At 70.4% G+C, this 18,396-nt stretch carries 19 protein-coding genes; 6 read left to right on the top strand and 13 right to left on the bottom strand.

Annotated elements, in window-relative coordinates:
* Positions 1–71 precede the first annotated feature (71 nt).
* The 3 genes from NL126_RS19570 to btuC all read right to left on the bottom strand — a co-directional run bounded on the left by NL126_RS19570 (position 72) and on the right by btuC (position 3,417).
* Positions 72–1,250, bottom strand: coding sequence for a hypothetical protein (locus NL126_RS19570; protein WP_255196567.1), 1,179 nt, complete (start codon positions 1,248–1,250; stop codon positions 72–74).
* A 290-nt stretch (positions 1,251–1,540) separates the two neighbouring features.
* Complete coding sequence (locus NL126_RS19565; RefSeq protein ID WP_255196566.1) at positions 1,541–2,326, bottom strand: ABC transporter ATP-binding protein; 786 nt, start codon at positions 2,324–2,326, stop codon at positions 1,541–1,543.
* Positions 2,323–3,417 (bottom strand): vitamin B12 ABC transporter permease BtuC, encoded by a 1,095-nt coding sequence (gene btuC / locus NL126_RS19560; protein ID WP_350355468.1) that lies wholly within the window; start codon positions 3,415–3,417, stop codon positions 2,323–2,325. Before btuC ends, NL126_RS19565 begins: the two co-directional genes overlap by 4 nt.
* 59 nt (positions 3,418–3,476) lie before the next feature.
* Between btuC and NL126_RS19555 the strand changes: the two genes are divergently transcribed.
* A complete protein-coding gene (locus NL126_RS19555) occupies positions 3,477–4,580 on the top strand; it encodes a PGF-CTERM-anchored ABC transporter substrate-binding protein (protein WP_255196565.1) in 1,104 nt (367 codons plus the stop codon).
* Between the two features lie 21 nt (positions 4,581–4,601).
* Here NL126_RS19555 and NL126_RS19550 read toward each other — a convergent pair whose 3' ends face one another.
* The 8 genes from NL126_RS19550 to NL126_RS19515 form a co-directional block, all read right to left on the bottom strand.
* Positions 4,602–5,639 (bottom strand): outer membrane protein assembly factor BamB family protein, encoded by a 1,038-nt coding sequence (locus NL126_RS19550; RefSeq protein WP_255196564.1) that lies wholly within the window; start codon positions 5,637–5,639, stop codon positions 4,602–4,604.
* A gap of 397 nt (positions 5,640–6,036) precedes the next feature.
* Positions 6,037–6,735, bottom strand: coding sequence for an adenosylcobinamide amidohydrolase (locus NL126_RS19545; RefSeq protein ID WP_255196563.1), 699 nt, complete (start codon positions 6,733–6,735; stop codon positions 6,037–6,039).
* Positions 6,722–7,735 (bottom strand): threonine-phosphate decarboxylase CobD, encoded by a 1,014-nt coding sequence (gene cobD / locus NL126_RS19540; protein WP_255196562.1) that lies wholly within the window; start codon positions 7,733–7,735, stop codon positions 6,722–6,724. The genes NL126_RS19545 and cobD overlap by 14 nt, the downstream gene beginning before the upstream one ends.
* Entirely contained in the window at positions 7,725–8,258 is a 534-nt protein-coding gene (locus NL126_RS19535) for an NTP transferase domain-containing protein (protein WP_255198875.1), read from the bottom strand. The genes cobD and NL126_RS19535 overlap by 11 nt, the downstream gene beginning before the upstream one ends.
* Complete coding sequence (gene cobS / locus NL126_RS19530; RefSeq protein WP_255196561.1) at positions 8,258–9,010, bottom strand: adenosylcobinamide-GDP ribazoletransferase; 753 nt, start codon at positions 9,008–9,010, stop codon at positions 8,258–8,260. Before cobS ends, NL126_RS19535 begins: the two co-directional genes overlap by 1 nt.
* Entirely contained in the window at positions 9,001–9,900 is a 900-nt protein-coding gene (locus NL126_RS19525; RefSeq protein ID WP_255196560.1) for a CobD/CbiB family cobalamin biosynthesis protein, read from the bottom strand. Before NL126_RS19525 ends, cobS begins: the two co-directional genes overlap by 10 nt.
* A complete protein-coding gene (locus NL126_RS19520; RefSeq protein ID WP_255198874.1) occupies positions 9,897–11,426 on the bottom strand; it encodes a cobyric acid synthase in 1,530 nt (509 codons plus the stop codon). Before NL126_RS19520 ends, NL126_RS19525 begins: the two co-directional genes overlap by 4 nt.
* Complete coding sequence (locus NL126_RS19515; RefSeq protein ID WP_255196559.1) at positions 11,423–12,103, bottom strand: cob(I)yrinic acid a,c-diamide adenosyltransferase; 681 nt, start codon at positions 12,101–12,103, stop codon at positions 11,423–11,425. The genes NL126_RS19520 and NL126_RS19515 overlap by 4 nt, the downstream gene beginning before the upstream one ends.
* A 172-nt stretch (positions 12,104–12,275) precedes the next feature.
* Between NL126_RS19515 and NL126_RS19510 the strand changes: the two genes are divergently transcribed.
* The 5 genes from NL126_RS19510 to NL126_RS19490 are packed head-to-tail and all read left to right on the top strand — an operon-like array spanning position 12,276 to position 16,923.
* Positions 12,276–12,434 (top strand): hypothetical protein, encoded by a 159-nt coding sequence (locus tag NL126_RS19510; protein WP_255196558.1) that lies wholly within the window; start codon positions 12,276–12,278, stop codon positions 12,432–12,434.
* A 6-nt stretch (positions 12,435–12,440) separates the two neighbouring features.
* Positions 12,441–13,415 (top strand): halocyanin domain-containing protein, encoded by a 975-nt coding sequence (locus tag NL126_RS19505; protein ID WP_255196557.1) that lies wholly within the window; start codon positions 12,441–12,443, stop codon positions 13,413–13,415.
* Between the two features lies 1 nt (position 13,416).
* Positions 13,417–15,132 (top strand): cytochrome c oxidase subunit I, encoded by a 1,716-nt coding sequence (locus NL126_RS19500; protein WP_255196556.1) that lies wholly within the window; start codon positions 13,417–13,419, stop codon positions 15,130–15,132.
* Position 15,133: 1 nt separating this feature from the next.
* Positions 15,134–16,207: a protoheme IX farnesyltransferase gene (locus NL126_RS19495; protein ID WP_255196555.1), complete on the top strand. Its 1,074-nt coding sequence runs from the start codon at positions 15,134–15,136 to the stop codon at positions 16,205–16,207.
* A complete protein-coding gene (locus tag NL126_RS19490) occupies positions 16,204–16,923 on the top strand; it encodes a hypothetical protein (protein WP_255196554.1) in 720 nt (239 codons plus the stop codon). The genes NL126_RS19495 and NL126_RS19490 overlap by 4 nt, the downstream gene beginning before the upstream one ends.
* A gap of 1 nt (position 16,924) precedes the next feature.
* Here NL126_RS19490 and cobT read toward each other — a convergent pair whose 3' ends face one another.
* The gene (gene cobT / locus NL126_RS19485) at positions 16,925–17,962 is read right to left on the bottom strand and encodes a nicotinate mononucleotide-dependent phosphoribosyltransferase CobT (protein ID WP_255196553.1); all 1,038 of its coding nucleotides are present in this window, start codon (positions 17,960–17,962) and stop codon (positions 16,925–16,927) included.
* 121 nt (positions 17,963–18,083) lie between these two features.
* Complete coding sequence (locus NL126_RS19480; protein WP_255196552.1) at positions 18,084–18,311, bottom strand: hypothetical protein; 228 nt, start codon at positions 18,309–18,311, stop codon at positions 18,084–18,086.
* Positions 18,312–18,396: the final 85 nt, after the last annotated feature.

Here is an 18,396-nt window from a genome sequence, read left to right as displayed (position 1 = left end):
TGCCCCGGGTACCAAATCATCTTCGGGTAGTGCGAGTTTCGTAATGTGGGGTCTGCCCCGGTCCGGACACGCTACCAGTAGCGTTCCCGGAACAACCCGAGGACGAGGTAGGCGTAGCCGGTGACGCCCGCCAGTGCGAGCAGGCGTCCGACGGTCACGGCGGGTTGGCCGAGAGCCACGCCCGCGAGTTCGACGAGGAGTCCGCCCGCGACGAGCGCGATGGACGCGAGTGCCGTGCGGTCGCTGGCACCGGGAAACGTGCCGACAGCGGGTGGATAGAACTGGTAGGCCGCGCCCATCACCGTCAGTCCGAGGAAGCCGAGGAGGTTCACCCGGAGGTGGGCCGTCACCAGTGCGGCGTCGAGGCCGACGAACGCGAACTGGAGGCCGAGGCCGACTCCCACGAGCCCGGCGACTGCCCCCGTGGCCACGCCGTAGAACCCCACGCGCCGTCGTTCCGAGCGGGCGAACAGCACCAGGAACGTCGTCGCGAACCCGACGACTGCGACCGTCTCGACGATACTCCCCGCGACCAGCAGCGGTCCCGTTGGAACCCCGAGTGCGAGGAGTGCGGGGCCGACCGCTCCCGCGAGGAGCGCGACCTGTGGGAGGCCGTTCGGCGGGCGGGCCGCGAGGAAGCGCGGGAACAGCCGGAAGCCGACGCCGAGCACGAGCAGGACGCCGACACCCGCCGCGAGCAGGTGGCTCGCCCGGGGCGGGTAGCCGTCGACGAGCGGCGGGAGGGGCGTGTGGCCAGCCGCCGTGGCGTACGCCCCCGCGAGCAGATACGCGAGCGCGACCGGCACCACCGCGTTCGCCGTCCGGTCGAGGAACCGGCGGTCGGCGTTCGTCTCGCTGGTGCCGGTGTCACCGCCCGTGAGGTTGTCTCGAACGGTCCAGACGAGCGTGGCGGCGACCCCCACCGCGCCGAGTGCCCACGCCCCCGCACCCACGGCTTCGAGGGTGGTGACGTCCGCCCACAGCCCACCGGCGAGCGCGAGCACGCCACCAGCGGCGAGCGGGAACGTCACGGCGGGGCTCCACGTCGGTGTCAGTTCGCGGTCGAAGTAGCTCGGGACGAGCGCGTGGGCCTTCCCGAACGCGGTCAGCAGGATCGCGCCCTGGAGGCCGAGGACGACCTGGACGCGCCGTGGTGCGCCCGCGGCGCTCGCGGCTCCCCAGAGGACGAACAGGACGGCGCCCGCCGCGACGAACCGGCGGGAACGGGCGGAGACGGAAGCGGCGCTCACGCTCGCGTCTCGACCGGGGGCCACATGAAACTCATCCCGAACGGGGCGACGTGCCGGTGCCCGTGGCCTCTTGGCGCCGTGGTGCCTCGCGACCGTATGGAACGACGCGAGGCGCGACTGCTCGGGGCGACCGTCGCCGCCGTCGTGACCGCTGCGCTGTTCGCCGACCAGTTGCTCGCGGTCGTCCCACTGCTGTGGCCGCCCGGTGGGCCGCGGTGGGCGACGCTCGTGCTGCTGGTCGCGTTCTCGCTCGTCACGCCGCCTCTTGTCGTCTCCTTGCTCGCCGAACGCTACCGCTCCGACAGAGGCGGCCGCGAGAGCGCCGTCACCGAGGCCGTCCCGGTCGCGGGGTTCTCGCCGACGGCGACCGGCGTGTCGAACACCGACTCGAGCCGCTCGGCCGTGAGCACCTCCTCGGGAGCCCCCATGGCTCGCAGTCGGCCCCCAGCGAGCAGCGCGACGCGGTCGCAGTACCGCGCCGCCAGTTCGAGGTCGTGGATGGCCGCCACCACGGTCTCGTCGGTGAGGCCGGCGACGAGGTCGAGCGTCCGGACCTGGTGGTTGATGTCGAGGTTCGCCGTCGGCTCGTCGAGCAGGAGGACGGGCGCGTCCTGTGCCAGCGCCCGCGCCAACAGGACGCGCTGTTTCTCCCCGCCCGACAGCCCCTCGACCGACCGCTCGGCGAGAGCGGCCGTCTCGGTCCGGTCGAGCGCCGCCTGCACCCGCTCGTCACCGTCCGGGTCGGGGTTGCGCCGCAGGCGTGCGCGGTAGGGGGTCCGGCCCATCGCGACGATCTCGCGGACGGTGAAGTCGAAGCCGAACGCCGTCTCCTGCGGGACGCGGGCGACGAGCCGGCCCACTTCCCTCGCCGAGAGTACGCCGAGGTCGCGGTCGTCGACGGTCACGTGCCCCGAACTGGGCGCGACCAGCCCGCCCATCGCCTTCAGGAGCGTCGTCTTGCCGGCGCCGTTCGGGCCGACGAGCGCGAGGAACTCCCCCTCTTCGACGTCGAGCGAGACGTCCGACAGGATCTCGACGCCGCCCGCGTGGACGGAGACGCCCTCGACCGAAATCACAGCTGGTGCACCTCGCGTTTGCGGAGGAGATAGAGGAAGAACGGCGCGCCCACGGCGGCGGTGACGATACCGACGGGAAGTTCGGCCACCCCGGAGCGGGCGATGGTGTCCGCGAGGACGAGGAACGACGCGCCAGCGAACGCGCTCGCGGGGAGGAGCACGCGGTGGTCCGGGCCGACGACGAGCCGGAGGGTGTGGGGGACGACGAGCCCGACGAAGCCGATGACACCGGAGACGGCGACCGCGGCCGCGGTGACGATGCTCGACACCGCGAGCAGGACGCGCTTGGTGTGCTCGACCTCGATACCGAGCGAACGGGCGTCCTCTTCGCCGACGAGCAGGACGTTCAGGTCCTCCGCGTAGAGATACAGCGTGCCGACGAGCAGGGGGACCAGGAGGGCGGTCAGGCCCACCTCGCCCCACGTCGCGCCGTCGAGGTGGCCCATCAGCCAGTAGACGACGGTCCGCATCGAGTCGCCGCTGTGGAGCAGGAGGAACGAGACGACTGCCCCGAGAAACGTCTGGATGGCGACGCCCGCGAGCAGCAGCGTCGCGACGGGCGTCCGGCCGCCCTCGGTGGCGATAAGGTAGACGGCGAACGCGGTGAGGAGGGCGCCGACGAACGCCGCCCCCCGGAGTCCGAGCCCGAGGGGGATGGCGACCGGCGCGACGATAGCGAGGACGGCACCCACTGCGGCCCCCGAGGAGACGCCGATGATGGAGGGGTCGGCCATCGGGTTCCTGAAGAAGCCCTGCATGACCGTGCCGGCGGCGGCGAGCGCGAAGCCGACGACCGCGCCGAGCGCGATACGCGGGAGCCGGACGGTCATGACGATGGTCGCGTGGACCTGCTCGACCGGGAAGGCGAACACGGGCGTCCACTGGATGGCGACGGCTGGAAGCTGGAGCAGCGAGCCGCTCGCCCCGTAGAGCTGGACACCCGTCGGAACCCGGAGCGCGTTCAGCAGCACCTTCGCGATGACGAGCGGGTCGATGGCGACCGGGCCGACGCCTGCGCTCACGACGGTGACGACGACGAGTGCCGCGGCTAACGCCGCCGACCACGCGGCTGCGCGGGCGCTCGGTTGCACGAACGCAAGTCGAGTTGGGTTAGATAAATATTTATTGGAGTGGGTGGCTGTTCGACACGATGCGAATCAGATTCAGTGTAGTCTTTGCAACTCTGGTGGTACTCGCGGCGCTGGCGCCGGTCGGCGTCGCTGCGGCCCCGGCTGCACAGACGGCGGACTGTTCGTTCCCGCTCACGGTGACCGACGCCAGCGGGACCGAGATGACCCTCGAGGAGCGGCCCGGGCGCGTGACGACGCTCAACCCGTCTGCGGCACAGACGATGTGGGAACTCGACGCGCAGGCCCAGGTCGTCGGGCGCACGACGTTCGCCGCGTACCTCGACGGCGCCGACGCGAAGACGAACGTCTCGAAGTCGGGCGGGTTCGGCGTCAGCGTCGAGAAGGTCATCGGCACCGAGCCGGATCTCGTGCTCGCGCCGAACACGACGAGCGCCGAGACGGTCACGAAGCTCCGGGAGGCCGGGCTGACGGTGTACCTGTTCTCGTCGGCGCGGTCCATCGAGGACGTCGCCGCGAAGACGACGACCATCGGCCGCCTGACCGGGAACTGCGAGGCCGCCGCGCGGACGAACGCGTGGATGAACGCGAACGTCGAGGCCGCGCGTGAGGCGACGGCCGACCGTGACCGCCCCGGCGTCATGTACCCACTCGGTGGGGGCTACGTCGCTGGCGGCGAGACGTTCATCACGGCGATGATCGACATCAGCGGCGGGACGAACGTCCTCGCGGCCGAGAACGTCACCGGCTACCCGCAGCTGAACGACGAGACGGTGCTGGAACTCGCGCCCGAGGTCATCATCACCACGGACGCGAACCGTTATCTCGTGGGGCAGGAGCCGTACGCGTCGACGCCCGCCGGTGAGAACAACCGGACCGTCGACGTGGACGTGAACTACCTCAACCAGCCGGCTCCCCGCTCGGTGGTCTACGCCACCCGGAACCTCACGACCGGATTCCACCCGGACGCCGAGGTCGAGTGGGTCGCCAAGAGCGAGATTTCGCTGGCGACGGCGACGGCCTCGCCGAGCCCGACGAGCGAGTCCGAGATGGAGTCTGACACGACGCAGTCGCCGACGCCCACCGATGGATCCGGCGCTGGCTTCGGGCTCGTCGCCGCGCTCCTCGCGCTGGTGGGTCTCGGGCTCGTCCGTCGCACAGAGTAGAGCTGGCTCCGCCGAACGTCGCTACTGGCCAGCGATCGCGTACAGCCCGCCTCGTCTGGCGGCATCTCCGACGAAGAGCGTTCCGTCGACGACGGCCGGGGGCTGATACGGTCTCGATTCGAGATCGACGTGCCACCGTTCCGTCCCGTCGGCGGCGTCGAGCGCGTAGATCCGTTCCTCGCCCCAGCTGGGGACGTAGACGGTGTCGGCGTCCACGACCGGCGACCCGCGGGCTTCACCGCTATCGAACTCCCACTGCAGGTCACCACTCGCCACATCGAGTGCGAACGCACTGCCGGAGTCGGCTGTCGTCCCGTAGACGGTTCCGTCGGCGACCGCCGGGCCGAACGTCGCGTCTCGGCCCCGTGCCGTCTCCCACAGGATCTCCCCCGTGGCTGCATCACGGGCGACGCCACCACCGTGGAGGCCCGCTGTCGAGTGGTACAGCGTGCCATCGACGACCGTCGGAGAGCCGGTCATCGACCCCGCCTGCACCGCCCACTCGGTCTCGCCCGTCGTGGCGTCGAACGCGTACAGTCCCGTGTCACCGTCGCACTCGTCGACGACGTGGTGATACACCGTGCCGTCGACCACGGCCGGCGACGAATACTCGAGGGCAGCGTGGTTGATCGTGGCCGACCACAGCAGCTCACCGGTGTCGGCGTCGAGGGCATGGACAGCGACGTCGGTCTCGCCCTGCACGTCGGTTCCGATCTCGGCGGACGCGTACACGACGCCATCGGCCACGGTCGGCGACGAGCGAATCCGCTCGCCGCCGGCGAACTCGTGGGTCCACTGGACTGCGCCGCTGGCCATGTCGACCGCGTGAACGAGATCCGGGTTGTCCAGTCCGCCTGAGTTGATGTAGAGCGTTCCGTCGCCGACCGAGGGCGCACTTGCGTGTATCCGGCCTGTCTCGTGTACCCACTGCTGCTCGCCGGTCGCCGCGTCGAACGCCATGATCGACCCCGCATGTTGGTCGTAGCTGTAGGTCCCGACGAACACGCGCCCGTTCGCAACGGCCGGCGAACTGTAGATCGCCCGGTCGAGCGGCTGCATCCACTGCGTCTCGACGCTCTCGCGGGGCCCGGTCGTCTCGGGGGCGTAGCCTGTGTTGGCGGCGTCGTGCTTGTACGCCGTCCACGCACCCGTAACGTCAGAGACGGCACGTTGCTCGCTGAGCTCGGCGTACGGTCTCGGGACGTATCCGAGCGCCGCACGGACCCCGGCTCGGACGACCCAAGTCGCGTCGTCGCGACGGCTCCGGACGTGCTTGTGAGCAGTGCACCGCTCGAAAGGAGGAACGCTCGCCGACTGGACGGCATGGTGAGGCAGGTTCTCCTCCCGCTCACTTCGTTAGAGTGGTGATAACTCGTTGAAATATATTCGACACCGCTGGGGCGACTTGCCCCATCCGACCGGCTGGCCATGTTCGGCCCTGCGAACGCACGGTGACCTAGAGCTCGAACACGTCGGCGCGGACTTCGGTCGTGACGCCGTACTTCGCGTCCGCGACCGATGCCGGCGGCTCGTCGTGTTCGTACCGCGCCCCCAAACCTGCCTGTACCGCCTCGCGGACGCAGGCTCGTGCCGCCGCACCCACGCGCGTCGCGCTCCCGGAGAACTCGGTTGCTGGGCCGTCGGGGTCGCTGGCGACGACCACGGCGTCGCTCGTCGTCCCCGGCACGCCCACGCTGTCGAGCAGCGTCGCGGCTTTCGCCTCCGCGGCCACGGCCACGAGGTTCGCGAGCGCTCCATCTGCGAGGTTTGCGGTCGTCCCCACGAGCACGTTCACCGTCCCGGGCACCAGTTCGCCGTCCGGAAGCTCGCCGCCCGCGGGGTCCATCGGGAGCGCCGCGGGGTTCGAGAGCCCAGTTGTGGCGTACGCCTCGACTGGCCCACACCGCGCCCCGCGCACGTTCTCGGCGTGGACGCCGGTCAGCAGGACGGGCGCATCGGGGTCGCGGTCGAACCCTGCCGTCTCGATGTGGTCGGTGACGGCGGCGTCGATGTCGTTGGGGCGCCAGTCGGCCGCGACGGTCACGCTGTACGCACAGTCGGCGCGACGACGGCCGCCCTGCCACCCGGTCGAGAGCCAGTCGGTGCCGGCGCGCGTGAACTGGACCACCCCACCCGAGCGCTCAGTCTCGAACATCGAGCGCCTCCAGGAGTTGGTCGTTTTCGTCGGGCGATTTCACCGCGACACGGACGTGGCTGTCGAGGCCGCGGAAGGTCGTGGCGTCGCGGACTGCGACACCGTTCTCGCGGGCCCACGCCACCACGTCGTCGACGGATTCGTCACCGGTGTCGAACAGGAGGAACGGCGCGTCCGAGGGGAACACCTCGTAGCGGGTCGCGAGCGCCTCGCGGAGTCGGGCGCGTTCCCGGGCGACTTCGTCTCTGGTCTCGGCCACGAACGCCTCGTCGCGGAGACAGTGGGCACCGACGCGCGCCGCGGGCGTCGAGAGGTTCCACGCTCGCCGTGCGGTCTGGAGGTCGGCGAGGCGGTCGTCGGTCGCCACCGCGTAGCCCGCCCGGATGCCGGGGAGGCCGTACAGTTTGGTGAGCGAGCGGGCGACGACCACCCCAGGGGTACCGGCCAGCGACTCGTAGCGCGTGTAGCCGAGGAACGCCTCGTCGACGAGCAGGTCGGTGTTCGTCGCCCGACACCGTACGGCGAACGCGCGGAGGCGGTCCGGGTCGGCGGCCTCGCCCGTGGGGTTGTTTGGCGTGCAGACGACCGCCATCGTGTGCTCGGCGGGGTCGGTATCGAGCAGCGCGTCGTGGGCCACGAACTCGGGGCGCCCGCCTTGGAGTTCGACCTCGCGAGCGTACTCTGCGAAACTGGGTGCCGGGAGGAGCACGCTGTCGCCGGGCTTGACGCGGGTGGCGATGGCGAGGCGAATCGCGGCGAGGCCGCCCGGCGTGGGGACGACCTGCTCGGGGTCGCAGTCGACGACGTCGGCGGCCGCCGCACGGAACGCGGGGTAGCCGTCGTCGGGGTAGCGCCGTGCCTCGTCGAACGCCGCGGCGTACACTTCGCGGGTGCCGTCGGGGGTTCGGTGGTTCGTGTTCGCGCTGAAGTCGAGGATATCGGGGTTCGGCTCCCCGCCGTGGGGCACCCGCGTCGCCGCTCGAACGCGCTCAGGCTCCATCGTCGAGGAGTCTCTCTGCCGCGGCGACATCCTGCTTGCGGTTCACGTTGACGGCGAGGCGGGCGTCCCACGACCGGAGGTGGCCGTACTCGTCGTCGCCGACGACGTTCAGTCCCGTCGCTACCCACCGTTCCTCGTAGTCGACGCTTGCGCCGAGCGCCGTCTTCAGCGCCCGCGGGACGACCACCGCGGTCGGGCCGTCGACCTCCTCGAGGACGCGGTCGACCGCGTCTCCTTCGAGGAGCGGGAGGTCTGCGACGACCGTGAGGACGGGCGCATCCACTCGGTCGAGAGCCACCTGCAGGTCAGCAACGTAGCCGTCACCAGGGGTCTCGATACAGGGGAGGTCGTCGGCGAGGTGCGCGTGCGTCTCGGGGCCGTGCGGGGAGACGACCGCGTACGTGGTGTCGATACGGCTCGCCGCGAGCGCCTCCCGCACGCGGTCGACCATCGGCACCCCCGCAACCTCGACGAGCGGCTTCTCGACGTCGGTGTCGAGTCTCGTCCCCTGCCCGCCGCACATCAGGAGAGCGTCCACGCGACCACCCCCACGTGGAGCCCGGTGAGTCGAGCGAGTTCGTTCGCCGCGCCGAAGACGTCGCCGTTGACGCCGCCGACGAGTCCGTTCGCCCACCTGCTGACGAGTGCGCCGCCCGCGACGGCCCCGACGAGCGCCACGGCCGCGACCGGCGACGGCCACGCGAGCAGGCCGGCAGGAAGTGCAACGACCACGGCCGGCAGGAGCGACCGGGGACCGGAGGCGGTCGTGAACGCCGAGCCGAGCCCCTCGTGACGGGCAGTGCCGAGACAGGCGACGCCGGCCATCGAGAGCTTCGCTCCCACCTCGCTCGCGACGACGACGGCGACGGCTATTCGGATGGGTGTCGCCGCGAGGCCGAGGAACCCCAGCGCTACGGCGAGCAGGACGACCCCGAGGGCGACCGTGCCGCCGACGCCGAGCACCGTGTCCTTCAGCACCTCGACGCGCTGGCCGGGGTCGCCGTGGACCACCGCCGCGTCACCGAGGTCCGCGACGCCGTCGAGGTGGGTGATCCCCGTCAGCGTGTAGAGCCAGACGACCGCGACCGCGGCGACCGTCGAGGCCGGCAGCACCGCCACGCCGAGGAGCGGGAGTGCCGCGAGCCCCCCCACGAGATAGCCGACAGCCGGGAACGCCACGGGCGCACGCTGGAACGCCTCCCACGCGTCGCCGTCGTGCCCGACAGGAATGCGGGTGAGGAATCCGACGGCTCCGCGGAGGGCGGTCAGAACCACGCGACCACCCCGGCGAGGGCGACGGCCAGCAGGCCAGCGCGGCCGACGAGCGTGACTCCGTGGTCGGCCGCCTCCCGGTCGGGCAACGGGGCGTCGGGATTCAACGTGTAGACGCCGGGCTTGTCGAGCCGGCGGTCGACGGCGGCCGCGACGGTCGCCATCGGCCACCCCGAGTTCGGCGAGGGTGGCGTGTCGGCCCACGCGCTCGCCCGGGTGAGCGACGCGGGCGCGACCGCCGCAGCTGCGAGCAGGGCCGCGCTCACGCGGGCGGGCACGAACATCACGAGGTCGTCGAGTCGCGCGCTCGCCCACCCGACTGGCTTCGACCGGTAGCCGAGCATGGAGTCGCCGGTGTTGACGGCCTTGACGAACGCCGCGGCACCAGCCGCGACCGGCAGCGAGACGAGCGCGCCGAGGGCGAACGCCAGGAGGGGCGCCACCAGGCCGTCCGCGAGGTTCTCCGCGGCGCTCTCGACGGCGGCGCTCCGCAATTCGCCCGGTGAGAGCTGGGTGGGGTCGCGCCCGGCGAGGGCAGGGAGTCGGTCGCGGGCGGCTCCCGGGTCCGAGTCGCTGAGCGTGACGACCGCCCGTGCCTCTTCGAGAAGCATCCGACGGCTCGTCGTCGAGAACAACACGAGCCCAGCGAGCAGGCCTGCGGCGAGCGGGTGGAGCCAGCCGGCGAGCGTGACCAGGCCGGCGACACCGAGGGCCGCGCCAATAGCGAACACCGGTGCGAGCAGTCCAACGAGCCATGGCTGTGCCCACTCGCGGTCGAGTGGCGCGAGCAGTCGGCCGTACCAGACGACCGGGTGGAGTCGCGTGGGTGGCTCGGCGACGAGCCAGTCGAGGGCAGCTGCCAGCAGGACTGCCCCTGCTGCGAGTACGCTCATCGCTCCCCCTCCAGCCCGAGCGGGGCGAGGTCGACGTGTTCGGCGACGAGTTCGGCGGCGGCCTCGTAGGGGTCGTGCGTCTCTTTCGTGTCGGGGGGTCGTTCCCGTCCAGCCACCGTGAACACCTGCCCGACGAACGCATCCCGGACGTTGTCGTTCTCGAACAGCCCGTGGAGGTACGTTCCAAGAACGTTGCCGACGGCGGCGCTTTTGGGGCCGACCGGGCGGTCGACGGGTGCGGTCGCCCGCGTCTCGCCCGCGTGAATCTCGTAGCCCGACGCCTCGCCCGTCGCGCCCGTGAGCGGGCCACTTCCCGCGAGTTCGTAGGTGACGGCCTCGACGTGTTTCTCGGGAGAGAACGTCGTTTCGACGGGCAAGAGGCCAAACCCTTCGACGGTCTCGGCGTCTCCCGTGCCTTCGATATCGGCGCCGAGCAGTCGCTCACCGAGGAGCTGGTAGCCACCACAGAGCCCGACGATTGGCCCGTCGAACGCGCGGAGTCGATCGCCGAGCCCGGCCCCCTGGCAGGCGAGCAGGTCGTCGACGGTGTTCTTCGAGCCGGGGAGGACGACCGCGTCCACCTCGTCGAGCGGTGCGTCGAGCGGGAGATACGCGACGCGGATGCCCGGCTCCGAAGCGAGCGGTTCGAGGTCCGTCGCGTTCGAGATGCGTGGCAGCCGCGGGACGCCGACGGTGACGCCGTCGTGGCCGTCGTCGCCGACGACCGTTCGCTCGCCAACTGCCGGGAGGCCGACGCTGTCCTCCTCGGGGAGTCCGGGGTCGTCGTACGGGATGACGCCGAGCACGGGGACGCCCGTTCGCGACTCCACTTCCTCGATGGCAGGGTCGAGCAGCGTCGCGTCGCCCCGGAACTTCGTGATGACGACGCCCGCGACGCGCTCGGCCACGTCGTCGGGCGCGAGTTCGAGGGTGCCGACGATGCTCGCGAACACGCCGCCGCGCTCGATGTCCGCGACGAGCAGGATGTCGGCGCCGCCCGGCTTCGCCGGTCGGCCATCCCGGTGCGCCTCCGGCGCACCACGGTCCCCGAACCGTGCCGTCTCGACGTTCGCGAGGTCGCGCTCGCGGAGGTTGGGTTCGGCCATCGAGCCCGCCCCCTCTGCGACGATGACGTCGTGTGCGTCGGCGAGCCGGGCGTGTGCGGCCTCGGCTGCGTCGCGTGCCTGTTCCCAGTGGTCAGCGTAGTAGTCGCCCGCCGAGCAGTTCTCGACGGCCGTCCCGTCGATGACCAGTTGGCTCTGGGCGTCGCCACGTGGCTTGAGCAGCACGGGGTTCATGTCGGTTGTCGGGGTGACCCGGGCAGCGCGAGCCTGGACGTACTGGGAGACGCCGATTTCGCCGTAGCCATTCCGCGAGAGGACGGCACGGGCGTTGTTGCTCATGTTCTGGGCCTTGAACGGCGCGACCGACACCCCACGGTTCGAGAGGTGGCGACACAGCCCGGCGGCGACGGTGCTCTTGCCGACGTGGCTCGCGGTGCCGGCGACGAGCAGGGTCACCATCAGAACTCGGTGCCCTTCCGGGCGCGCTGGCCCGCTTCGATGGGGTGTTTCACCTTCCGAACGTTCGTCACGAGGTCGGCGTGGTCGTAGAGATACTCGGGGTCGGCGTGGCTCCCGGTCAGGACGAGTTCGAGGGGATCGGGCTTCGACTCGACGAGGTCGATGACGTCCGCGGCGGAGACGAGGTCGCGATCCGCGGCGTACAGCAGTTCGTCGAGGATGAGCATGTGAACGCCCTCTTCTGCAGGAGTCTCGAGCGGAATCGGCGCAGAGAGGTCGGTGTCGTGCGCGGCGGCGACGAGCTCCTGGGTGCGCTCGAACCCCGCTCGGGCCGCGGCCTCGTGGTCGGCGTCCTCGCTCCCGTCGTTCATCGCGTGCCAGCCGTAGTGGCCGGTGTTCTCGTAGGTGAAACCTGGCATCGCGGCGATGGCGTTGTACTCGCCACGGGTCGCCTCGACGCTCGACGCGCCGCCCTTCATGAACTGGAGCATGTGAACGCGGTAGCCGTGGCCCGCCGCTCGGAACCCCATCCCGAGCGCGGCGGTTGTCTTCCCCTTGCCGTCGCCCCAGAACGCCTGTACCAGGCCGAACTCCTCGGGGGCGGCTGGCTCGATGCCCCGGGCCTCGGGGGTCTTCCCCTGGCCGGGCGTCGCTGACGTGGCGTCGGTGTCGTCTGGCATGGGTGGTGTTGGTGGAACTCCCAAGTGGGGCCGGTCCCGCGAGAGTCCTACTGGAGTATGGTTAGGACAATCTGACTTTAATTGTTTGGAGGGCGGCAGTGTCAGATCGTGGGAACGGGTACCGAACATCTTCGGGGCTCCGACCTTGGTAGCGGCGCTACGAACACCACGTATGTCACATGACGGGACCGAGGCCGCGGAGGACCCGGCGCCGTGGCCACAGCAGATACTCGACAGCGAGTGGCTGCTCGCGCTGGCAGCCTTGCTGTTCTTCACGCTGTCGTACATCGTACTGGGACTGATTGACCTCCTCGCGGTCGGGCCGGGGTGATCGAGCATGGACGAGCATTCGCCGCTCGAGTCGCCGGAGGGGAACTGGTGGAACCGCGAGGTGAACCGCCGCGAGACGCTCTGGCTCGGCATCAGCGGCGCGTGGGCACTGAGCCTGTTCGGCTGGATGATCGGCTGGACGCAGGCCGGCGAGCAGAACCAGATGGGGCCGACCTACAGGGTCAGTCCCGAGGCGTTTCAGTCGAAGGTACAGTCGTACACGGAGTCGGCGAGCGTACTGCCCGTCGACGGCGAGGAGCTGCTGGTCCCGCCGGGCGAAGACGTGTACGTCGGCGCGCTCCAGTGGGACTGGGACGGCCTGCCCGTCGTCCTGCGACCCGGCGAGACGTACAAGTTCCACCTCGCGTCGTACGACGTGCAGCACGGCTTCTCGGTGCGCAACGCCGACAACCTGAGCCAGCAGATCTCGCTGCAGGTCCTTCCGGGGTACGAGTGGGTCATCGAGATGTCGTTCGACGATCCCGGGACGTACCACGTCGTCTGCAACGAGTTCTGCGGCACCGGCCACCGCTCGATGCACGGGAAGTTCCTCGTGCGCGACTACGACGAGTCGGTGGTTCAGCAGCAGTCGTCGGGTGGGGAGGAATCCGCCGACTACGGCGGCTGGTTCACCGACGAGACCGGCGGCGCGACCGAGAACTACGGCGGGTCGCCGATGGACGCGACCGGCCAGGACCAGGCCACCGTCACCGTCGGTGCGGAGGGCAACGGCGGCACGTTCGCGTTCGAGCCGGCCGCCGTGCAGGTGTCGCCCGGCACGACGGTCTCGTTCGAGTGGACCTCGGACAACCACAACGTCCTCGTCGACAGCCAGCCCGACGGTGCCGGCTGGCAGGGCCACGAGGGCCTGGAGAACTCCGGCTTCACGTTCGAACACACGTTCGACACCGAAGGCGTGTACCGGTACTACTGCGAGCCCCATCTCTCGCTCGGGATGAAGGGCGTCGTGGAGGTGGTGTGAGATGTTCGGCCTGAGCACGTTCGAGTACGACGACGACGGCTTCCGGACGTGTGGCGTCACCGGCCTCCACATCCACCGGAGCGCGGAGGACATGGTGAAACTGTTCGGCCTGACGGCCATCGTCGCCCTCCTCATCGGGGGGATATTCGCCATCTTCGTCGCCTTGACCCGGTGGGAGCTGATCGGCCTGCTCTCGCCCAGCGACTTCTACCGGTACCTCTCGGTCCACGCGTGGTACCTGCTCATCTTCTGGATGGTGTTCATGGAGATCGCCATCCTGTACGTCGGCGGCGCGTTCGTCCTTGGGCGGAAGCTCGCGCTGCCGTGGGTCGCCAAGGCGGGCTACGCGCTGATGGCCGTGGGCGCGCTCGTCGTCACCTACGGCATCTGGACGCAGGAGGTGCCGAATCAGGCACCGCTCCTGACCTCGTACGCACCGCTTCCGTCGCCGGCGTCGTTCTACCTCGGGGCCATCCTGTTCCTCCTCGGCGCGCTCGTCGCGGCGGTGCCGTTCCTCGGGACCGTCTGGAGAGAGAAGCGCGAGTACCCGTCGAAGACACTGCCGCTCGTCACGTTCGGCGCGTTCTGTACGGCCATCGTCGCTGCCGAAGCCATCGTGGGCGGCCTCATCACCTTCGTCCCGACGTTCTTCTGGCGGATCGGCTGGCTCGCGCACATCGACGCCGCGTGGTACCGCCAGATGTACTGGATCATCGGGCACGGGAGCCAGCAGATCAACCTCCTGGCGATGATCACCGTCTGGTACTTCATGACCCACGTCGTTGGCGGCGCGGAGGTCGCCTCCGAGAAGGTCTCGCGGTTCGCGTTCGTCCTCTACCTGTTTTTCATCAACATGGGCGCGGCCCACCATCTGATGTCCGACCCCGCGGTCGGGCTGGGCTGGCGGCTCTGGAACACCTCGTACGCCGCGTACGGCGCGGTCCTGGCGAGCATGATCCACGCGTTCGCCATTCCCGCCGGCCTCGAAGCCGGTCGTCGGCGCAAGGGGCAGGGTGGCGGCCTGTTCGGCTGGCTGTGGTCCGCGCCGTGGCGGGACCCTGGGTTCGCCGCGACGGTTATGTCCATCATCCTGTTCGGGTTCCTGGGCGGTATCACCGGCGTGATGATGGGGCAGATGCAGCTCAACATGACGTGGCACAACACGCTCGCCGTGCCTGGCCACTTCCACGGGACGGTCGCGACGGGCACGACGCTGGCGTTCATGGGACTCGGCTACTACGTCGTCCGCCTCGTGTTCGGCCGCGAGTGGGTCGGCGGTGTCCTCGCGACGATACAGCCGTATCTCTACGCCGGGGCGATGTCGGTCGCGGTGCTGATGATGATGTACCTCGGCGTGCTGTTCGGCGTGCCGCGCCGGCATCCGACCGTGATGGACATCCCTGGCACGGAGTTCGCGTTCACGGCCGCCCGGCCGTTCTTCGCGGTGTTCGGCATCGCCGCCCTCGTCGCCATCGTCGGCGGGGCCCTGTTCGTGGCCGTCGCGGTCGGCTCGCTGCTCCTCGGCGGCGAGTTCACCGGCGATCCGCGCATCGAAGCGCTCCGTGCCGCCGCCGACGGGGGTGACCCAGCAGACGCGCCACACCACCAGAGCATGCGCGGCACGTTCGTGTTCGTGCTCGTGTTCTTCGCCACGTTCGTGGTGCTGTGGGCGCTGAACTGGCTCCTACTCTCGCAGGTCTGGCACGTCGGGCCCTGACATGTCCCTCGGCCACCTACTCTCGCTGGTGAAGCCGCGGATCGTCGCGCTGCTGTCGCTGACCGGCCTCTGTGGCCTCTTCGCGGCCGGTGGTGCGCCCGTCGCTCGGGTCGGCGGCTTCCTCGTCGCCGGCGCGTTCGTCGCTGGCGGGTCGGCGGCGCTCAACTGCTGGTACGACCGCGACCTCGACCGCGAGATGGAGCGAACCGCCGACCGCCCGCTGCCGAGCGGTGAGCTCTCACAAGAGGTAGCCCTCGCGTTCGCCGTCGGCCTCCTGCTGGCGGGAACAGTCGTCGGGCTCGCCTCGCTTCCGCCGGTCGCCGTCGGCTACATGTGGCTCGGCGTGGCCGCCTACGTCGGGCTCTACACGGCGGGGCTCAAGCGCCGCTCCCGCCTGGGGGTCGTCCTCGGTGGCTCTGCGGGCTCGTTCCCGGTGCTGGCGGGCTGGACGGCCGTCCGCCCGCTGGAGCCGGTCGCGCTCCTCGCGGCGGCGCTCGTGTTCGTCTGGACGCCCGCTCACGCGTGGGCACTGGCGTATGTCTACCGCGACGACTTCGCAGCGGTCGAGGTGCCGACGCTGCCCGCCGTGGCCTCGGTCGGTCGAACGGCTACGGCGGTCTGGGTCGCTGCGCTGGCGACGGTCGGGACCGCCGTGCTGCTGGTGCCGGTGGCCGGCGGCGTCTACGCCGTGGCCGTGCTGGTCGGCTCCCCGCCGTTCCTCGTCGCGTACCGGCGCTTCTACCGTGTGCGCACGGAGCCAGCCGCCGTGCTGGCGTTCTTCACGTCGAACTGCTACCTCGCCGTGCTGTTCTTGGCCTGGGCCGCCGGGGGTGGGGTGTCCCAGCCGTCGGCCGTGACGCTCCTCGTCACCGCCCTCGCCACGATGGGACTGCACGCGTGGCTCTGGCGGCGACGCCCCGCGTTGCGCGGCGTCCGCGCGTCGCCGGTCGACTGGCGGGCTCCGGTCGAGTGGGCGTCGGCCCATGGCTGGCGGTACGGACCGAGTCGCGTCCTGGTGGCGCTCTCGAACCACGCGACGCGGCTCCGTGACCGCGTGCTGGAGGGGTCACGATGAGCGAGACGCACGCCGACACTCCGGGCGAGCTGTTCGCGCGGACCCTCCGGGGCGCGTGGAACACCCTGCTCACCGTCTACTACGCGAACAGTCTCTCGTGGCGCACCCTGAAGAGCGGCGCGCTGTTCTTCTTCGGCTTCTTCGTGTGGGCCGGCTCCAACGTCCTGGGGTCGTACTTCACCGAGACGTGGCTCCTCCGGTACACGGCAGCCTACGGGTTCGTGCTCGTCGTGTACGGGCCGTTCCACCACCTCGTCGTCATCCCGGTGTACCAGCGGCTCCGTCGACAGGGCACTCACCTCACGCTCGGCGGGCACCTCCACCTGCCGAACCTCAGTCTCGGGCTCTTCCTCGCGCTGGTGGTCGTCCTCGGCACGTACCCGGTCGGGCCGATGACCATCGACTTCCAGTCGACACTCGAGGACGGCGGCGTCGACGTCGCGCCGGGACTCACGTGCGTCAAGGGGACGGCCCCCAACGGGACGACGACGGTCCACTGCCACCTGACCGAGTCCGAGGGCGTCGACCGCGTGGTGGTCGCGAGCGGCGACCGGACGCTCGTCGTCGACCGCGAGCCCCCCTACGAGTTCACCATCCGAGAAGACGAGTTACAGGAAGTCACCGGGACGAAACGGTTCCGGGTCGACCTACTCGCCGAGGACGGCTCGCTCGTACGGCGCTACACCCGGTCGCTCACGATGATCGAGGAGGGGTAGCTCAGGGCGTTCGCGTCTCCGGCGTCTCGGCGAGCAGGTCGTCGGTGAGTGTGGCGACTCGCTCGCGCACGTCGGCCATCGGCACGTCTCGCTCGGCGGCGAGCGCGAGCAGGCCACCCATCCCGACGCCCTCTTTCGCCTCGCCGCGAACGTACGCGTCCGTCGCAGGGTGGTCGAGGGCGTCGAACGCCGGGTCCGTGACCGTGAGGTCGAGGTTGAGGTCGGCGGCGAGTCCCTGGATGTCCGCGGAGTCGTCGCCGGCGACGAACGAGGTGGTCGCGAGTTCGAGCGGGGCGTCGACGCCGGCGTGCCGGACGAGCGCTGCGGCGGTCGCCAGCTGGGTACCGCCGGCGAGCGTGACCGTCGTGCCCGACTCGACGGCCCCCTCGACGAGTCCGGCGACCGCCGCCAGCACCGGGTCACCCATCCGGCGGACGGCCTCGGTCGGCCGGCCCGCGAGCGCCCCTGCGTCGAGGCGGCTGGCGTTGAGGCCCGCTGCGACGGCGTCGTGTTTCTGCGAGAGCGGGTTCTCGGGGAGCGACGAGGAGACGGCGTCGCGTTCGCCGAGCACCGTGAGGACGCCGAGTGCGGTCGTCGTCCCGCCGGGGATGGTCTCGCCGACGAGCACGCGCCCTGCTGGGAGCGAGCGGCCGAACGCGCGTGCCCTCTCGACCAGCTCGTGGGCGTTCGCCACCGGCTCGGCGTCGCGCACGTCTCCGCCCGGCTCTGCGCCGAGGTCGACCGTCGGTGCTCCGGTGGGCTTCGCGAGCCCAGCGTCGACGGCGACGGTGTCGACACTCGCCAGCTCCAGCACTGCACGGGTGACGACCGCGGGCGTGGGACAGCCGGTCGGGCTCACGGGCACGACGGGCGACCGTGTGGGCTCGCCGTAGCTGACGATCTCGAGGTCGGCGCTCGGGGTGTGGACCATCACGTCCGGGTCGGCGCCCGCGGCGCTGATGCCCTGGATGGTCGCGGTTCGCGTGGTGCCGCCGACGAGGACGACCACCTCGTCGGACGGGGGAGTCTCTGACGCCATCGAGTTCTACTGGCCTAACATTAGAACAAGTCGACTTTAATTGGTCGGAGCGAGCGACACGGTCGCGGTCAGATCTCGACGGTCACCCCCGAGCGGCGTCCACTCCGTTCGAGCCCCACATTCAGGGAAGGACGATGGTCGGCTTCGACTCGCGGGGGGTGTCGCCGTCGTCGGTCGTCGCCTTGGCCTGTAGCCGGTCGATCTGCTGGCTGGCCATCACGCCCCAGACGAGGCCGAACACGAGGCCGCCGACCACACTAGTCCGTCGGCGCTGGAGGCGTGAGCCGAGGAGGTACGCGACGGAGAATCCGATTACCGCATTCACCAGCACATTCGTGAAACGTGTCATACCAGCGGAGTACATGTCAATCACGGAAATATAGCTTCCGCGACAGGTTGTGCCACGGATGGTCCCGGCCGAACGAACCGAGTGG

The organism is Halorarius litoreus (genome assembly GCF_024362405.1).
Classification (GTDB): domain Archaea; phylum Halobacteriota; class Halobacteria; order Halobacteriales; family Haloarculaceae; genus Halorarius; species Halorarius litoreus.
Note: the sequence above shows the minus strand (reverse complement) of the source record. Positions and strands in the feature narration are given on the sequence as shown.